Genomic DNA, 16,655 nt, shown 5'->3' on the forward strand with positions numbered 1-16,655 from the left:
AATTTTTTCAGACCGGACAGCTGGGGAGCAGGGCACCTGTTGATCGGGTGGTTTGCTGACTATCGCTGTTCGGCAGTGGTTGATTCTTCATCGTTGGCCGGCATCTTCTGTTCTTTCTTTCGCTTTTCCAGATCAGCCAATGCTTCACGGCACCGTGCTTCAGCGGTGTCCATTTCCATTTCGGCCATCGCGATGTCGTTCTTCTGTTGTTCGAGTTGAGCGCGCTTGCGGCCCAGGGTGTCCAGCATCAGCAGCAACTGCTTTTCGTTACCGCTGAGAGTCTCGTCCCACAAGTCGAACAGTTCTTTGGTTTCTGACAGGGAGAAGCCCATGCGCTTGCCCCTGAGAATAAGTTTCAGCCGTACACGATCCTTGGAACTGAAGATGCGTGTCTGCCCACGGCGCGTGGGCTTGAGCAGCTCCTGATCCTCGTAGAACCGGATGCTTCGGGTGGTCACATCGAACTCTTTGGCGAGCTCACTGATGCTGTATGTTTCTTTTTTGACCATAGCTATTTCCTTTTTAGAGCTAGGTTAGATAAAGTTTACGTAAACGTAAAGTATTTGCGGTCGACATTTATACAAAAAGATCCATCGGGATTCGCGAGAAAGGAGCAAACAATGGAATTCAAAAACGTTGCGGCGATTGTAACAGGTGGGGCCTCCGGCCTTGGTGAGGGCGCTGCCCGGGCACTGGCTGCGGCTGGTTGCAAGGTCGCCATTCTGGATGTTAACCAGGAACAGGGTGAGAAAGTGGCTGCAGATATCGGTGGCCTCTTTCTACATTGCGACGTCACCTCGCCAGACAGCGCGGAAGCGGCGATCACCGCAGCGCGTGAAGCCCACGGCCCCTGCGGTGTGGCGGTGAGCTGTGCGGGTATCGCCCCTGCCTCTAAGATTCTGGGCCGCGAGGGCGTGATGCCGCTGGAGAAGTTCAGCAAGGTTATTCAGGTCAACCTGATCGGTACCTTTAACATCCTGAGACTGGCGGCTGCTGATATGGCAACCCGTGAGCCCAACGCCGATGGCGAGCGAGGTGTGATCATCAATACTGCCTCCGTGGCTGCCTATGAAGGCCAGATTGGCCAGGCGGCCTACAGTGCATCGAAGGGCGGCGTGGTGTCTCTGACCCTGCAGTCAGCCCGCGAACTGGCCCGTGAGGGCATCCGGGTGAACACCATTGCCCCGGGTCTGTTCATGACGCCGATGTTGGCGGGTATGCCGGAGGAAGTTCAAGAGAGCCTGGCGGCGACCCTGCCGTTCCCGAAGCGTCTGGGTAAGCCCGAAGAGTTTGGCATGATGGTGGACCAGATGGTTCGCAACCCGATTTTGAATGGCGAAGTGATTCGTCTCGACTGTGCCCTGCGCATGGCGCCGAAGTAATAGCCTTAATTGGCGGGAGAAAGTAATGAGCAGCCCTGTTGATCAAGAAGAACTGGCCCTGTTCCGGGATTCGGTTATCAAGGCCCTCGAAACCGAGGTGAAGCCGCACTACGAAGCCTGGGAAAAGTCCGGCCTGGTGCCGCGTGAGCTCTGGAACACCCTGGGCAACGCCGGCATGCTCTGCGTGGATGTGCCGGAAGAGTGGGGCGGTTGTGGTGCGCCTTTCCAGTACTCGGTGGTGGTCGGCGAAGAGCTTGCCCGCATGGGCTTCGGTGCCCTGTCGACCAACGTTATGGTGCACTCAGACATTGTTGCTCCGTATCTGAGCCACATGGGCAGCGAGGAGCAGCGTCAGTACTGGTTGCCAAAGCTGGTTTCCGGTGAGGCGGTGGGTGCCATCGCCATGACCGAGCCGGGTGCTGGCAGTGACCTGCAGGCCATTCGCACCAGCGCCGTGAAAGACGGTGACGACTACATCCTCAACGGTTCCAAGACCTTCATTACCAACGGCCAGCACGCCGACATGGTAATTGTGGCGGCCAAGACCAATCCGACCGCTGGTGCGCGCGGGATCAGTCTGTTCCTGGTGGATACCTCTCTGTCGGGATACAGCAAGGGCCGTAACCTGGACAAGATCGGCCAGCACTCCGGCGACACCTCCGAGCTGTTCTTCTCCGATATGCGAATTCCTTCGTCCGCGCTGCTGGGCGGAGAGGGGCAGGGCTTCATGTACCTGATGAACGAGCTGCCGCGGGAGCGTCTGGTCATCGGTGCTTTGGGCGTCGCGGCGGCCCGTGGTGCGTTGGATCTGACCATTGCCTACGCCCAGGAGCGGGAACTGTTCGGTCAGAAACTGGCCCAACTGCAGAACACCCGTTTTGAAATCGCGCGCATGGAGACCGATTACCGCGTTAACCAGGCGTTCGTGAATCAGTGCATCGCCGAGTACGAGCGCGGTGATCTGGATGCTCCGACAGCCTCCATGGCCAAGTACAGCGCCACCGAGATGCAGTGCCGGGTAGCCGATGGCTGTCTACAGCTTTTCGGCGGCTATGGCTACACCACCGAATACCCGATTTCCCGGGCGTTCATGGATGCGCGGGTTCAGCGAATCTATGGCGGTACCTCGGAAGTCATGAAAGAAATCATTGCCCGCTCCGTCTTGGGCAGAGGTTGAGTTGAAAGGTGGGCAGAGGCTGACAAGCCAACAAGTTTTAGTGAGGAAAGTTTATGAGTGACAACAGCGTTGTAATTGCAGGCTCCGCCCGAACCCCCATGGGCGGCATGATGGGCTCACTGAGCTCGGTGCGGTCACCGCAACTGGGTGCCGAATCCATCAAGGCAGCCATCGAGCGGGCCGGGCTCCAGCCTGCGGATGTCCAGGAAGTGATCATGGGCTGCGTGTTGCCGGCCGGCCTCGGCCAGGCGCCTGCTCGTCAGGCCTCCCGCGCCGCGGGTATCCCGGACAGCTCCGGCTGCACCACCATCAACAAGATGTGTGGCTCCGGCATGCAGTCTGTGATTATGGCCCACGACCAGATCAAGGCCGGCACCAATAACATCATGATCGCCGGCGGCATGGAGAATATGAGCCAGGCCCCGTACCTGCTGCCCAAGGCCCGCTCAGGCATGCGCATGGGTCACGGCCAGGTGATGGACAGCATGTTCCTGGACGGTCTGGAAGACGCCTACGAAGGTGGTCTGATGGGCGTATTTGCCCAGCGCACCGCGGACAAGTACGACATCAGTCGCCAGGCCATGGACGAATTCGCCATCGGCTCCCTGCAGAAGTCCCTGGCCGCCATCGAAAATGGCTGGTTCAGGGATGAGATCGTACCGGTCATCGTGCCGGGCCGGGGCGGCGGTACCGTTGTCGATACCGACGAGCAGCCGGGCAATGCCAAGCCGGAAAAAATTCCGAATCTGAAACCGGCCTTCGCAAAAGACGGTTCGGTCACCGCCGCTAACTCCAGCTCCATTAGCGATGGCGCCTCGGCCCTGGTGCTGGCTTCAGCCGCTGAAGCCGACGCCCGCGGCTTGACTGCGCAGGCTCGAATCATTGCCCACGCGACTCACGCGCGCCTGCCGTCCGAGTTTACCCTGGCGCCCATCGGTGCCATTGAGAAGGTTCTGGTGAAAGCCGGCTGGAGCAAAGACGACGTCGATCTGTTCGAGATCAACGAAGCCTTCGCCGTGGTGACCCTGGCAGCCATCAACGAGCTGGGTCTGGCCCCGGAGAAGGTGAACGTCCACGGCGGCGCTTGTGCGCTCGGCCATCCCATCGGTTCTTCAGGCTCACGCATCCTGATCACCCTGATCAACGCCCTGAAGCAACGCGGCCTGAAGCGCGGTGTTGCCTCACTGTGCATCGGTGGCGGTGAGGGCACTGCGGTTGCTATCGAACTGATCTAATCGAATAACACAGTTTCCTGTGCTTGCACCCGCCCGACCGTCCGGTTTGGCGGGTGTTTTTTTGCACGGCCTTCTGGCACGAACCCTGCAAAACCCTCGGTGATACAGACGTAATGTTCCACTGCAGGCGGTTCCCTGTGAATTGCCCTGCGCCTTACTGGTGCACAATTAACTGAATCGAAGGGTAAGTGCCTCATGATGAACAAAGAGCTGATGACAGCAAAAATTCTGGAAGCCAAAGCGACCCAAGGTGTGTCCTGGGAAAAATTGGCTTCGGCGATTGGCCTGTCTCCCGTGTTTACCACCTCGGCCTGCCTGGGCATGAACAGCCTGACGGAAGACAAGGCCTTTGCTCTGTGCGAAACCCTGGGCCTGGATAAGGAAGTCGCCGAGACCCTGCAGGTGTGCCCCAAAAAATCCTGGGACGACGCCATTCCCCAGGACCCTCTTATCTACCGGCTGTACGAAATTGTCGGTGTGTATGGTGACACCCTGAAAGAGCTCATCCACGAGAAGTTCGGTGACGGCATCATGAGTGCGATCGATTTCACCATGGATGTGGAGAAGGAAGAAAATCCGAAGGGTGATCGGGTGGTTGTGACTATGAATGGGAAGTTTTTGCCTTATAAGGCTTGGTAGTTTTTTCGGCTCGTAGACTGGTTGGTTTGGGGGCGGGCTTCAAAGAGCCCGCCTCCTAACTCATGCCCGAAGCGAACGCGCCAAAGCCCCCTGATCGAGGACAACCTCCGCCACCGTATGCAACTTCAGCAACTGCGACTGAAGCATCGCAATGGGCCGGGTGCCTTCCAGGGTGAGGGCGATATCCAGATGCTCCCCGGCACTTTCGACTGCCATGCGGGCAATCTTAAAACCGCGAATGCGGACCACCTGACATAACCGCTCAAGGGCGGCGGCTTCCTGCGACATCCGACAAGTAATGGTGTAACTCGGCGTTGCGGGCTGGTTTTCAGAGTTCATGCAACTTGCTCCCTGTTCTGTTTGGCGGTGCGCTTGGTTTCGTCGATCATTTCGCGGTTACTGGCACCGGGTTTGACGATGGGCCAGACGTTTTCTTCACGGGCAATGGCAACGTGCAGCAGCATGGGGCCATCGTAGGCAAGGATGGTTTCGATGCCGCGGCGGATCTGATCGGTGCGTTCGATGTGCAGGGCAGGGATGTCGAACGCGCGGGCCATGGCGACGAAGTCCGGGTTGTCGTTAAGGTCGATCTGGCTTTCCCGATTGTTGTAGAACAGCTCCTGTTGCTGGCGGACCATGCCCAGGCACTGGTTGTCCAGGATGATCATTTTCAGCGGCAGGTTGTAGCGGCGAATAGTGGCCAACTCCTGGGCGTTCATCATGAACGAGCCATCGCCCGCGACGTTGATAACCGTGCTGCGGCGATCGGAAAACTGCGCGCCAATGGCGGCGGGCAAGCCAAAGCCCATGGTGCCCAGGCCACCGCTGGAGAGATGGTGGCGCGGGTGGTCGAACTGGTAATGCTGGGCCACCCACATCTGGTGTTGGCCAACGTCGCAGGCAATAACGGTGTCGTCCGGTGCAATACGGGACAATTGCCGCACGAAGGCCGGTCCGGTGATGGGCGCCAAAGGCTCCTCGTTGTCCGCGGCGCTGAAGCCGCCGGTGGTGTTCCAGGTGCGGCACTGGGTCTGCCAGTCGCCGATTGCCAGCGGTGACGATTCAAGCTCGGCGGTCATTGCCTTCAGAATGCCGTTCAAATCACCGCGCAGGGCCAAATCCACCGAACGCAGTTTATTGATCTCGGCGGCATCGGCGTCGATGTGGATGGTTCGGGCGTTGGGGGCAAAGGTGTCCAGTTTGCCAGTGGCCCGGTCATCCAGGCGGGCGCCGATGACCAGCAGCAGGTCGCATTCGTCGACGGCGCGGTTGGCGGCGCGGGAGCCGTGCATACCCAGCATGCCCAAGTGATGGGTGCTGTGTTTACCGCCGTTACCAATGCCTTTCAGGGTGACAACGCTGGGCAGGGCGGAGGTTTCGGAAAATTCGCGGAAGTTGTCTTCAGCGTGGGCCAGGCTCACACCGCCACCGCTGTAGAGCAGGGGCTTTCGGGCCGAGCGCAGCATGGCCACCGCTTCGGAAACATCGGTGCTGGTGGTAGCGGCACTCGCGGTCTGAGGCTCGCATGAGGGTGTTGGAGCCGATGCCAGCAATACGTCTTTGGGAATGTCGATCCATACCGGCCCGGGGCGTCCGCTCTGGGCAAGATCAATCGCTTCGTCCATGATCTCGGCCAGCTCGTCGGTGCTGTCCACCAGGTAACTGTGTTTGACGATGCCCAGGGTCATGCCCAGAACGTCGGTTTCCTGGAAGGCGTCGGTGCCGATCAGGCCGGAGGGCACTTGCCCGGTGATCACCAGCATCGGGATGGAATCCCGGTGGGCGTTGGCAACACCGGTGATCAGGTTGGTGGCACCCGGCCCGGAGGTGGCGATGCATACGCCCAATTGGCCACTGGCCCGGGCATAGCCGTCGGCGGCTAAGGCGCATCCCTGTTCGTGGCGACACAGCACGTGTTCGGTTCCGACATCATCCACGAGTGCATCGTAGAGCGGCATGATGCAGCCACCCGGGTAGCCGAAAACGGTGGAGATGCCGTGGCGATGGAACGCGTCGAGGATGTACTGTGCGCCGTTCATGATCGATGTTTTCCTTTTTGTGGCGGCAAAAAAAGCCCCCGGGACCTTTCGGTGCCGGGGGCTCTTGGTGTCTTGTCAGGTTGTTGCTATCTCACCCGCTTGTCCACGCAAAAGCCCCCGGACGGTACCACGACCACCAGGACAAGCTTCACTAGGACAATCACTGCGCTGAGATTCATAAGATCAACAATCTGCTCTGAATTCGTTAACTGCGTAAGGTTAGAATCTACCCCACGTTTTTAACCGGTTGCAACCGTTTCTTGTCAGTTTTTTCGTGCGGGCTCGGTGGCTGTGCCATCCGGCCCGCACAAAACGATCCTATTAGCTGCGAATTCTAGCTGCGAATTCGGCCAGCCATTTCACGGGCCTTTCGCGCCATGTTGTCCAGCTCCGGGACAGTGCGCAGGTTTTCTTCAGCCGCTTCGCTCATGCTTTCCGAGATCTCGGCCACTTCGGTTACGTTGCGGCTGATGTCTTCGCTGACGCTGGTCTGCTGCTCGGCTGCGGTGGCTACCTGAGTGGTAGCGTCGTTGACGCTGGCCATACGCTGGCTGATTTCGCTCAGAGTGTGTCGGACCGCTTCTACCGATTCGCTGCTTTCCTCGGCAACCACGCCGGAGGCCTGCATGTATTCGGTGGCATCCCGCGAGGCGGAGCCAATGGTCTCAATGATCTGGTCAATTTCCACCGTGGCTTCCTGGGTTTTGGCGGCCAGGTTGCGGACTTCATCCGCCACTACGGCAAAGCCACGTCCGGCTTCGCCGGCCCGGGCTGCTTCAATGGCGGCGTTCAGGGCCAGCAGGTTGGTCTGATCGGCAATTTCTCGAATTACCCGCATGACGTCGCCAACCCGGCGGCCATCACTGGCCAGTTGGTTCACCGTTTTGGCCGAGCTTTGGATCTGGTCGGTCAGCCGTCGCATGCTCTCGACCGCCTGGTTGATCTGCTGGTCAGCCTGCTGGGTCTGGCCCGTGGTCTCTGTCACCTGAGAGGCTACGGAAGCCGCGTGGTGGGCTACATCCTGTGCCGTTGCCGACATCTCGTTCATGGCAGTGGCAATTTGATCAATACGCTGGTGGGCCTGGTCAGACTGGGACGATACCCGGTCGGCATTGTTTCGGATCAGCGCTCCGGTATGCTCCATCTGGGTGGCGTTGCTCTGCATCAGACCACCGGTTTCGGCCAGGAAGCTGTGTAGCAGACGGGAGGTGTCTGCCAGTTTGCCGAGCTCATCGTTTCGGGTCAGGGTAGTGGGCTCAGACAGGTCACCCTTGCCCAGCTTATCGAGTTGTCCAATGAGCTGCTGGGCCGGTCGCACCACAGATCGGATCAGAACGATGACGCAGGCCAGGGTGCCGAGCAGAATCGCGGCGAACAGCAGGGTACCGATCTGCCAGGTGCTGGATTGTACCGATTCTTTCAGGTCACCAGCGTAAGTCAGACTGGACGCACGGATTAGGCTCGATGCCTCTTCAACCAGTTTGGCCGGCTCGCGGTCGATACCGGCTACCGCGGCGTCGCCGGCGGCGTGTTCATAGCCAGACTCCACAAAAGCTTCGAATCCTTTGCGGTAGGCGCTGCCCATACGCTCATGCGATCTGCGGAACTGGGTCATCAGCTTCTTGGCTTCCGGGTCTGTTAGCTTCGGAATCAGTTCGTTCAGCTCAGACTGTATTTCTGCTTCCCGCTCCTGGAACCGACCCCAGTATTTCTCGCGCTGGCCGTCGTCATCGCCTCGTATCAGAACGTTTTTCCATTCCTGAACCTGGGTCTTGAAACTGGCCAGTATGTCCTGCGCTTCAAGCGCATGAACCATTTCGCTACCAACCAGGCTGCTGTAATCGTCACCTGTTTCGAGCGAAGCCTTGAAATAGAAACCTGCCACAATCGCAATAACCAGGTTGGCGATAAATACGATGGTGAGAATGCGGTTGAGAATACTGCGGGAGTACCAATTCATTGGGTGGCCTTTTTGCAAGGGACGTAAATCGCTCATGCCAGCGAATGTCCCTATGCACCGGCTCTTAAGACTATAATCGGCGGATATTTCAGTTTCTTTAATTTTCGGGAGCAAATTCCGGGAATTTCATGCTTCTTTTTACGGTGCTTGCTAGATGGGTTCGTTTTGATGGTGTTGACGTCGAGCAATCCCCTGAGTGTTCTTTACCGGGATGAATGCCTTTTGGTGGTTCATAAACCCGCGGGGCTGCTGGTGCACCGAAGCCCGATCGATAAGCACGAAACGGAATTCGCGCTGCAATATGCCCGGGCACTGAACGGTGGTGAACATGTTTACCCGGTTCATCGGCTGGATCGGCCGACGTCGGGAGTGCTGGTGTTTGCGAAAGATTCAGAAACGGCACGGACACTCGGTCTGGCCATGATGGCGGGAGAGGTGAGCAAAACCTACCAGGCCGTAGTTCGCGGCTGGCCGGCGGAGTCCGGTTTCATCGATCATCCGTTGCGAGAAGAGCCGGAGGATCGGCGTCAGAAAGGCTCGGAACAGCCGGTGCGGGATGCTCGGAGTCGCTACAGAACCCTGGCGACCACGGAAATTCCGGTGGCAATCGAACGGTACCCGAGTAGCCGCTACGCGCTGGTTGAACTTTATCCGGAAACGGGGCGCAAGCATCAACTGCGCCGGCACATGAAGCACATTAACCATCCTATCATCGGCGACGCCAATCACGGTCGTGGTCGCCATAACCGGTACTTTGCCGAGAGGTTCGGGCAGGGACGGTTGATGCTCGCGGCCACGGGTATTGAATTTGCTCATCCGGTCACAGGCGAGACGCTGGTGATTGAAGCCGCGCCGGAATCCAGTTTCCAGCAGGTGCTATCGATCTTTCCGTGAGTTCGCAGTTTGTAGTTTTTTATGTTGTTTTGCTTCGAATGGTAGTAATTACCAGCAAGAACCGACTTCCTAAACGATAATGCGGTCGAAAACAACAAATTCTGAGCGGCGGATTACGGATGCCATTGTTGCGTGTACTGACCATTTTCTTCGGCCTGATGGTTGGCTTTTTCTCTCTCGTTGCTGCGGCTGCGGATCGCCAGGCTACCTGGGATCTGCAATCCAAGCGCATTGAACTCTCGCGCTTCGTTGATTACTGGCCGGAACCAGAGCTGCCCATGGGCATTGCGGACGTGACGGACCTTGATTCACAACGCTGGACGCCGAATAACAGTGAAAGCCTCAGCCTGGGCTATGGAAAATCGGCTTACTGGTTTCGGTTAGCGGTGGAAAATCCAACCGACCAAGCTCTGCAGCCCGTGATGGAAATCGCCTACCCGGTACTGGATCGGATAGAGATCTTCATCAATCCGGAAAGCGAAGGCGCCGAACCTTTAGTGCTCGGCGACAAGCAGCCATTTCATGCTCGGCCCATCGAGCATCGTAACTTCGTGGTTCCCCTGAATCTGGCGGCCGGCGAGCAAACCTGGATTTACCTGCGGGTGGAAACCACCAGTTCCATGCAGGTGCCGCTGATCTTGTGGGAGCAGGACAACTTCCTTTCCGCAGAGCAGGCGCGCAGCATCTTCCAGGGGTTTTATTACGGCATTATCCTGGTCATGGTGCTTTACAATCTGTTCGTGTTTATGGCGGTCAAAGAGCAGAGCTTTCTGCATTATGTTGGCTATATCACGGCAATGCCCCTGTTCCTGGCCAGCCTCCATGGCTTGGCCTTTCAGTATCTCTGGCCGCAGGCAACCTGGTGGAATGACCAGGCAATCACCGTGTTTCTGAATCTGGCTCTGGTGTTCGGCGGTACGTTCAGTCTTCGATTCATCAATGTCTCACCCAGCAATCACCCGTTTCTACACCGGTGGGCGGTCGGGGTCGTCGTGGCCGCCGCTGTGCTCGCGTTCGCGGGTTTGATGGTGCCTTACAAGTATCTGATTCTGCCCACCATATTGCTGGCTTTCATTACCTGTTCCACCATGTTGGTGATGAGCATTGTTCGGTGGATTCAACAAGATCCAGCGGCCCGCTACTACACCTTTGCCTGGGTATCCATGCTGTTCGGCGGTATGGTGCTGGCGCTGAGCAAGTTCACGGTTTTGCCGCGAAACCTGTTGACGGAAAATGCCACCCAGGTTGGCTCCGCGCTGGGTGTGATTCTGCTGTCCATTGCCCTGGCAGACCGTCTGGAAAGGGAAAAGAAGCGGGTTTTCGAAACCCAGCAGCGACTGATTCGTGAAGAACGTAAAGCGCGAATGGCCCAGGAAAAATCTTTGCAGGTGCAGAGGGAGGCCAATACCCAGCTTGAAGAACGGGTTCAGCAACGCACCCAGGACCTGGAACACCTGAACGAGCAGTTGCAGGAGCTCAGTGCCACCGACGCCTTAACCCGGCTAAAGAACCGTGGGCATTTTGATCGGATCTTCCAGTCGGCTGTGGTGCGGGCTTACCGGTACGATGAAATCCTGTCGCTGTTGGTGCTCGACATCGATCACTTCAAGAAGTTTAACGATACCTACGGCCATCTGGTCGGTGACGACTGTCTGAAGATGGTGTCTCAGTGCATCCAGAAATTCATCACCCGCCCTCAGGACCTGGCAGCCCGATACGGTGGTGAGGAATTCGTGGTGCTGCTGCCCGAGACACCGATGAGTGGTGCCCTGAAAGTTGCTGAACGCATCCGGTTGGAGATCGAAAATACCGCTTTCCCGGTCTCGGGCGATGTGGTGCATCTAAGCGTCAGTATTGGCGTGTGCAGCGTGTCTCCAGCCAAGGCTGATGCTACCAAGGATATCTTCAAGTGGGCGGACGAAGCCCTGTACGAGGCCAAAGGCCAGGGTCGTAACCGGGTGGTGGCCTGGAATGCGGACGGTCAGCCCATGGTTTCACACGTCTCACCGGCCTGACGGCTGGTCGTTGCCTGATAGAGTAGCGGCCAGGGCGCCTCTGCCTCCAGGGTAAAGGCCAGGTCCAGCAACGTCTGCTCGTCGCCATGACGCCCCATGAACTGAACGCCCACAGGAAGATTGTCTCCGGTTACGCATGCGGGCACCGCAATGGCGGGTGCGCCGGTTGCGTTTGCCAGTGGGGTAAAGCCGACGTATCGGGTGAGCCGCTCAAACAGGGTGTCGAAGGGTATTTCGGGGCTCAGATAACCCAGCTCCGGGGTTGTGTGACCGAGCACTGGAGTTAAAACCGCGTCAAAACCGGCGATGGCTTTGGCGTAGTCCTGGCGGGAGCGGCGCAGGCGCCAGAGGGCGCCAGGCAAGCGATAGAACTGTCGTTTGAACGTGCGGGCCAGGCCTGCGGTCAGTCCGTCTACCCGGTGCTTATCAAAGCTCGGGTGCATGAGTTTTCGCCCATTGACCTTCACACCGAAAGCCAGGAAAGCCCAGTACAAGGCGAAGTCGCCGGGGAAGGACTCTGCCACCGGAATGGGAATCGGCTCAATTCGGTGACCGAGCTTTTCCAACCGCCGGGCTGTTGCCTCTGCGGCTGCCCGGGTTTCGACGTCGGTGGTGTGGCCGTTGATGGAATCCAGAACCAGTCCAATGGTGAGGCGTCGCCCGGACGGGCCTTCCAATCGGCCAATTCCCGGCAGTGAACGAGGTTTGAAATAATGTTCAGCCTCGGCCATGAAATTCGCGGTATCCCGCACTGATCGGCTGACGATTCCGTCGCTTATAATATTCACCGGCAGCGTTCGGGCGGCGTCGTTGTCAATCAGGCGCCCACGACTGGGTTTCAGGCCGACCAGCCCACAACAGGCCGCCGGAATGCGGATGGAGCCTCCGCCATCGTTGGCATGCGCCACGGGTACCACTCCGGCGGCGACCAGTGCTGCAGAACCACCGGAAGAGGCACCAGTGGAGTAGTCGAGATTCCAGGGGTTGCACGAAGGCGCATCGTGGGCCGGTTCGGTGCTGGCGTTAAAGCCGAATTCCGGCAGTGAACTTTTGCCCAGACAGATGAAGCCCTGATCGAGCAACTGCCGGGCAAAGGGGCTGGTTTCGGTGGCAATCGATTTGGGGACCGCGGCTGATCCATGATGAGTGGGCAGGCCCTGAATGTTGGTGTTGTCCTTGATCACCGTTGGCACGCCGGCGAAAAAAACCGAGGTTTTGGACGGTGTCTTCAGGTCGAGCCGGCCCGCCATATCCAAAGCTCGCTCAAAGTCCCCCGTTGCAAGGCCCCGAATCCGGGGGTCCACCGAGCGTGCACGCGCTACCGTTGCCTGGGTCAGTTCGGTGGCAGAAACCTCACCACGCTTAAGCTGCTCCGCCAGGCCGGTGGCGTCCGCCGTACCCAGGGCATCGTCGGTGAAGGCGTGGAGCGATTGGCTAGGGCGGAAGATTGTGGACGATGCTGCCATGGCTGGATTCCTGATTGTTGGGCACGGATCGACTTTACTGCAATCCCCGGGCTCGCAACATGGCATATGAGGAAAGTGTGAGCGGCTTCAATCAGGCCGAACGTCACCTTGCTCATAAATCCGCTTTTCACCGGCCTTTTCAAATAATAAGCTTGCAGCTCGATAAAGTAGAAAGCGAGCCAGATGGAATCTTTAGAACCTTTAATTCGCCACTTTCTTGGCATCTTTTTTCTGATGATTGGCCTGCAATTCAGCGGGCGGTCGCTGGGGTTGTATCAGCGCATGCAGTTCTCCCACATCAACTATGGGAAAACGGGAACGGCGCCCTGGTGGCATCGGCAGATCTTCAACGTCTTCCGCACCTTGATCGTCAGTGTCTGCGTGATTCGGATTTTCGTTGATATTGATGCCTGGCTGGGAGTGATCCCGTCACTGTATCAGTGGCCGGTACTGTTGGTGGGGATGTTGCTGCTTTTGGTGTCGTTTACCAGCGTGAATTATCTGCAGGCCTATATGCACGAAGACTGGCGCTCCGGTATCGATCCCCGAAAGGAGGGTCGGAAGCTGCTCACCGGAGGCCCGTTTGCCCGATCCCGAAACCCGCTGTTCATCAGCGTGATTACCGGACAACTGGGTTTCTTTCTGGCGCTCCCGAGTGTCTTCTCATTGGTTTGCCTGATCGTCGGTGTGCTGGTTATTACCCGGCAGGCAAGGGAAGAGGAAAAGGCACTGGCCAGTGACTTCGGCAGCGAATACGACGACTATCGAGCGCGGGTGCCTCGCTGGTTTTAGGCAAACCCGCGCCCGGCCAGATTAGCTGGCTTTCTTGCGGGCGTCCTTGATCACGTCGTAGGCGTGGCTGATGTCCCGCGTCCGCTCTTCCGCCATTTCCCGCATACTCTCTGGCATGCCCTTGCCGGCAAGTTTATCCGGGTGGTTCTCACTCATCAGTTTGCGATAGGTCTTCTTCAGTTCGGCGTCGCTGGCGGAGGGTGAAACTCCCAGAACCTTGTAGGCGTCGTCGATCTGTTGGCTTGAGGAACGCTGGCCAGCGCCGGCACCGGCTTGCCCATTGTGAGCGCCTCGCAGCATGGCCTCCAGCTGGTCTAGCTGGCTTTCCGGCAAGCCCAGGCCGCGGGCAATACGCACCAGCATGGCGTGCTCGTCCGGATGGATAACGCCATCGGCGGCAACTGCGGATACCTGGACTTGCAGGAACATCTGCAGGAAGGCCGGCTGGCTACCGCTCATGCGCAGGAAATGCTGAAGTTCCGCATCCAGGTCGAATTCCGGAGCCTTACCGCGATTGAAGGCGGCTCGGGCCTTGGCGCGCTGGTTTTCGTTCAGGCGGAAACGGGCAAACATAGCCTCCGCCATTTGGATTTCATCCCGGGAGACCACGCCATCAGCCTTGCAGAGGGCGCCCATGACGGCAAAGACCGACTCGATGAAGCCGGACTGGATGGAGTGGAGCTTACCGATCAACCGGCTTTTGAGGCGGTTGAATACAAAGGCGCCGATGGCTGCACCGACCAGAAAGCCAGCAAATTTGCCAAAGGCGTAACCAATTAATCCCCCTAATAAAACGGCCAACAGCATTTAACAATCCTTAATTCGGTATGGAACAGTCCATAGAATATACGGGTTTTCTTGTGCGGATTCATGAACAGGCCTTCATGGAGTTCGAAAATTCGATCCGGCGTATGCAGAGAACATGCTGGAAACACGCTTAGAAAGTAACCCACAATGATGTGTGTACCTGCGAAAGTGAGACGCCGACAATGACTCAAGATCTGTTTGCCGATCTGCCCGAAGAGCCCCGCACCGAGACGATTACGGAAGGCGCATTGGTGTTGCGCGGGTTTGTGTCTAAACAGGCTGAAGAGTTATTGCTCGGTATCCTGCAGGTCACCAGCGCGGCGCCACTGCGCAAGATGCAGACGCCGGGCGGGCACATCATGTCGGCCGCCATGAGCTGTTGTGGCAATCAGGGCTGGGTAACCGATGTTACCGGGTATCGGTATCAGGCCACAGATCCGCTTTCCGGCCAGCCCTGGCCGGCCATGCCCAACGTCTTTGCCTCGGTGGCCAAGGACGCCGCCGAGGCTGCCGGTTTTTCAAACTTCCAGCCCGATGCCTGCCTGATCAACCAGTACGAACCCGGTGCGAAAATGGGGCTGCACCAGGACAAGGATGAGCTGGATTATGAGCAGCCAATTGTGTCGGTCTCACTTGGTTTATCCCAGGTGTTCCAGTTTGGTGGCCTGAAACGCAACGAACGGCCGGTGAATGTGCCTCTGGCTCATGGTGACGTGGTGGTGTGGGGAGGGCCTTCTCGTCTTCGTTACCACGGTGTTTTGCGACTGAAGGCGGGTGAGCATTCGCTGACTGGAGGCTATCGGTACAATCTCACCTTTCGTCGGGCCCGCTGACTCACATTGAAACCTGCTGACTACTGCAGCCAGGCAACGATTAACCCGGCAATCAGCGACAGAGCCATAGGGATGCCCACCAGCAGACCGGTTTGTCTGTTACCCAGGGCCCAGGCCAACCCCGATTTCGTCAGGTTATTGCTGGCGGCCGCAATGACAATGCCGATCACGGCGACGTCCATATCCAGGGTCTGGGTCGACATTCGGGTCAGCGACAGGGTGATGGCGTCCACATCAGCAATGCCGGAGCTGGCCGCAAGCATGTATATGCCGGAGTTACCGAGCCACTGGGTCAGGTACTCGCCCAGTAGCAGGATCGCTACCAATAAAAGGCCAAACACCAATGCCGCCTTCAGATCCAGCGGGTTCTGGTGCAGCGGCGACTGGTTTGATTCCGGTTGCTGTGAGTGGCGTTGCCAGATCAGGAAGGCGGGGCCATAGAGCAGTGCGGTCATGGTTACAATTGGCCAGACCAGGCTGGGCAAAAGATCACGATTGATAATGAAGCAGTACACCAGAATCCGGGGGAACATGGTGCCGCAGGCAATCAGAATGCCGGTGGCGAACTCCGGGGTCAGTTGCGGAGTATGGGCGGATTGACGGGCATAGTGCAGGGTCAGCGCGGTGGAAGAACTTAAACCGGCGAACAGGCCGGTAAACAGGATGCCCCGCTGGGTGCCAGCGACGCGAATGGCGAAATAGCCCACGAACGAGATTGAGGCGATCAACACCACCATCCACCAGATTTCACGGGGGTTAAGCACGCCGCCCGGTCCCATTTTCTCGTTGGGAAGCAGTGGCAGCACCACAACAGAAATCAGCAGTAGCCGGAATGCAGCATCAAGCTCGTGGGCCTTGAGCTTGGTGAGCCAGTTATGGATGTCCTCTTTGTTGTCGAGGATGATCGCGGTAATAACCGCTGCAGCGGTGGCCATGATCGGGTCGACGGCCACGGCAATGGCGCCGAAGCAGAAGGTCAGGACCATGCCGACCAACCCGGTGATGCTGAAATCGCGGACGTGCTCCAGGCGTTGGCTGTAGCCGACAATGCCCATGGTGACCACGCTTAACAGCAGAACTGGAAAGGCCCAGGGCGTAATGGCCTCCGACAGCACAGCGGATAAGCCCCCGAGTAAACCGATCAGGGCAAAGGTTCGAATGCCGGCGATGCGTTCGCCCGATTTCTGGTCTCGAGCGCCCCAGCCGCGCTCAAGTCCCACAATGGCACCCAGCAACAAAGCGACTGCCAGGTTGATAATGGTCTGGTTGGATGAAACAAACTGTGCGGCGACATCTTCCATGAGCGCTAAAGCCTCCAACAACCCTGGCCGTGAATCGGTCTTGCGGTGATCCCCCGTGAACTCGCCCCTTCATCCTTGAGCATAGTTGAGCACAGGTACAGCGGGTAACCCTTAC

The 16,655-nt window shown here is 58.0% G+C and carries 15 protein-coding genes; 8 read left to right on the forward strand and 7 right to left on the reverse strand.

Annotated features, from left to right (window positions below):
* Nucleotides 1-59: 59 nt before the first annotated feature.
* The gene (locus QUE89_RS05545) at nt 60-509 is read right to left on the reverse strand and encodes a MerR family transcriptional regulator (protein WP_286222227.1); all 450 of its coding nucleotides are present in this window, start codon (nt 507-509) and stop codon (nt 60-62) included.
* A gap of 111 nt (nt 510-620) precedes the next feature.
* Between QUE89_RS05545 and QUE89_RS05550 the strand changes: the two genes are divergently transcribed.
* The 4 genes from QUE89_RS05550 (at nt 621) to cynS (ending at nt 4,433) form a co-directional block, all read left to right on the forward strand.
* Complete coding sequence (locus QUE89_RS05550) at nt 621-1,382, forward strand: SDR family NAD(P)-dependent oxidoreductase (RefSeq protein WP_138440619.1); 762 nt, start codon at nt 621-623, stop codon at nt 1,380-1,382.
* A gap of 25 nt (nt 1,383-1,407) precedes the next feature.
* Entirely contained in the window at nt 1,408-2,559 is a 1,152-nt protein-coding gene (locus QUE89_RS05555; protein WP_286222229.1) for an acyl-CoA dehydrogenase family protein, read from the forward strand.
* Nucleotides 2,560-2,612: 53 nt separating this feature from the next.
* The gene (locus QUE89_RS05560; RefSeq protein WP_286222230.1) at nt 2,613-3,794 is read left to right on the forward strand and encodes a thiolase family protein; all 1,182 of its coding nucleotides are present in this window, start codon (nt 2,613-2,615) and stop codon (nt 3,792-3,794) included.
* Between the two features lie 195 nt (nt 3,795-3,989).
* On the forward strand, nt 3,990-4,433 hold the full coding sequence (gene cynS, locus QUE89_RS05565) for a cyanase (RefSeq protein WP_286222231.1): 444 nt from the start codon (nt 3,990-3,992) through the stop codon (nt 4,431-4,433).
* A 60-nt stretch (nt 4,434-4,493) separates the two neighbouring features.
* On the opposite strand, the gene QUE89_RS05570 is transcribed toward cynS, so the two are convergent.
* From QUE89_RS05570 to QUE89_RS05580, 3 genes are all read right to left on the reverse strand, one after another.
* Entirely contained in the window at nt 4,494-4,772 is a 279-nt protein-coding gene (locus tag QUE89_RS05570; protein ID WP_286222232.1) for an ACT domain-containing protein, read from the reverse strand.
* Entirely contained in the window at nt 4,769-6,472 is a 1,704-nt protein-coding gene (ilvG, locus tag QUE89_RS05575) for an acetolactate synthase 2 catalytic subunit (protein ID WP_286222233.1), read from the reverse strand. Before ilvG ends, QUE89_RS05570 begins: the two co-directional genes overlap by 4 nt.
* Before the next feature lie 334 nt (nt 6,473-6,806).
* A complete protein-coding gene (locus tag QUE89_RS05580; protein WP_286222234.1) occupies nt 6,807-8,468 on the reverse strand; it encodes a methyl-accepting chemotaxis protein in 1,662 nt (553 codons plus the stop codon).
* Nucleotides 8,469-8,600: 132 nt separating this feature from the next.
* Between QUE89_RS05580 and QUE89_RS05585 the strand changes: the two genes are divergently transcribed.
* Nucleotides 8,601-9,326 (forward strand): pseudouridine synthase, encoded by a 726-nt coding sequence (locus QUE89_RS05585; protein ID WP_286222235.1) that lies wholly within the window; start codon nt 8,601-8,603, stop codon nt 9,324-9,326.
* Nucleotides 9,327-9,445: 119 nt separating this feature from the next.
* Entirely contained in the window at nt 9,446-11,341 is a 1,896-nt protein-coding gene (locus QUE89_RS05590; RefSeq protein WP_286222236.1) for a sensor domain-containing diguanylate cyclase, read from the forward strand.
* Here the strand turns inward: QUE89_RS05590 and QUE89_RS05595 are convergent.
* On the reverse strand, nt 11,308-12,807 hold the full coding sequence (locus tag QUE89_RS05595; protein WP_286222237.1) for an amidase: 1,500 nt from the start codon (nt 12,805-12,807) through the stop codon (nt 11,308-11,310). The genes QUE89_RS05590 and QUE89_RS05595 overlap by 34 nt on opposite strands.
* Before the next feature lie 183 nt (nt 12,808-12,990).
* Between QUE89_RS05595 and QUE89_RS05600 the strand changes: the two genes are divergently transcribed.
* A complete protein-coding gene (locus QUE89_RS05600; RefSeq protein WP_286222238.1) occupies nt 12,991-13,599 on the forward strand; it encodes a methyltransferase family protein in 609 nt (202 codons plus the stop codon).
* A gap of 21 nt (nt 13,600-13,620) precedes the next feature.
* Here QUE89_RS05600 and djlA read toward each other — a convergent pair whose 3' ends face one another.
* Nucleotides 13,621-14,406: a co-chaperone DjlA gene (gene djlA / locus QUE89_RS05605; protein WP_286222239.1), complete on the reverse strand. Its 786-nt coding sequence runs from the start codon at nt 14,404-14,406 to the stop codon at nt 13,621-13,623.
* Nucleotides 14,407-14,588: 182 nt separating this feature from the next.
* On the opposite strand from djlA, the gene alkB reads away from it, so the two are divergent.
* Nucleotides 14,589-15,239, forward strand: a complete 651-nt coding sequence (alkB, locus tag QUE89_RS05610; protein ID WP_286222240.1) for a DNA oxidative demethylase AlkB — start codon at nt 14,589-14,591, stop codon at nt 15,237-15,239.
* A 20-nt stretch (nt 15,240-15,259) separates the two neighbouring features.
* Here alkB and QUE89_RS05615 read toward each other — a convergent pair whose 3' ends face one another.
* Complete coding sequence (locus QUE89_RS05615) at nt 15,260-16,540, reverse strand: MgtC/SapB family protein (protein WP_286222241.1); 1,281 nt, start codon at nt 16,538-16,540, stop codon at nt 15,260-15,262.
* Nucleotides 16,541-16,655 lie beyond the last annotated feature (115 nt).

The organism is Marinobacter sp. LA51, assembly GCF_030297175.1.
In the GTDB taxonomy this organism is placed as follows: Bacteria; Pseudomonadota; Gammaproteobacteria; order Pseudomonadales; family Oleiphilaceae; genus Marinobacter; species Marinobacter apostichopi.

What these genes read in the sequence shown, in the direction of transcription:
- QUE89_RS05545 (WP_286222227.1), bottom strand. Translation starts at nt 509, where the DNA reads ATGGTCAAAAAAGAAACATACAGCATCAGTGAGCTCGCCAAAGAGTTC.
- QUE89_RS05550 (WP_138440619.1), top strand. Translation starts at nt 621, where the DNA reads ATGGAATTCAAAAACGTTGCGGCGATTGTAACAGGTGGGGCCTCCGGC.
- QUE89_RS05555 (WP_286222229.1), top strand. Translation starts at nt 1,408, where the DNA reads ATGAGCAGCCCTGTTGATCAAGAAGAACTGGCCCTGTTCCGGGATTCG.
- QUE89_RS05560 (WP_286222230.1), top strand. Translation starts at nt 2,613, where the DNA reads ATGAGTGACAACAGCGTTGTAATTGCAGGCTCCGCCCGAACCCCCATG.
- cynS (WP_286222231.1), top strand. Translation starts at nt 3,990, where the DNA reads ATGATGAACAAAGAGCTGATGACAGCAAAAATTCTGGAAGCCAAAGCG.
- QUE89_RS05570 (WP_286222232.1), bottom strand. Translation starts at nt 4,772, where the DNA reads ATGAACTCTGAAAACCAGCCCGCAACGCCGAGTTACACCATTACTTGT.
- ilvG (WP_286222233.1), bottom strand. Translation starts at nt 6,472, where the DNA reads ATGAACGGCGCACAGTACATCCTCGACGCGTTCCATCGCCACGGCATC.
- QUE89_RS05580 (WP_286222234.1), bottom strand. Translation starts at nt 8,468, where the DNA reads ATGAGCGATTTACGTCCCTTGCAAAAAGGCCACCCAATGAATTGGTAC.
- QUE89_RS05585 (WP_286222235.1), top strand. Translation starts at nt 8,601, where the DNA reads ATGGTGTTGACGTCGAGCAATCCCCTGAGTGTTCTTTACCGGGATGAA.
- QUE89_RS05590 (WP_286222236.1), top strand. Translation starts at nt 9,446, where the DNA reads ATGCCATTGTTGCGTGTACTGACCATTTTCTTCGGCCTGATGGTTGGC.
- QUE89_RS05595 (WP_286222237.1), bottom strand. Translation starts at nt 12,807, where the DNA reads ATGGCAGCATCGTCCACAATCTTCCGCCCTAGCCAATCGCTCCACGCC.
- QUE89_RS05600 (WP_286222238.1), top strand. Translation starts at nt 12,991, where the DNA reads ATGGAATCTTTAGAACCTTTAATTCGCCACTTTCTTGGCATCTTTTTT.
- djlA (WP_286222239.1), bottom strand. Translation starts at nt 14,406, where the DNA reads ATGCTGTTGGCCGTTTTATTAGGGGGATTAATTGGTTACGCCTTTGGC.
- alkB (WP_286222240.1), top strand. Translation starts at nt 14,589, where the DNA reads ATGACTCAAGATCTGTTTGCCGATCTGCCCGAAGAGCCCCGCACCGAG.
- QUE89_RS05615 (WP_286222241.1), bottom strand. Translation starts at nt 16,540, where the DNA reads ATGGAAGATGTCGCCGCACAGTTTGTTTCATCCAACCAGACCATTATC.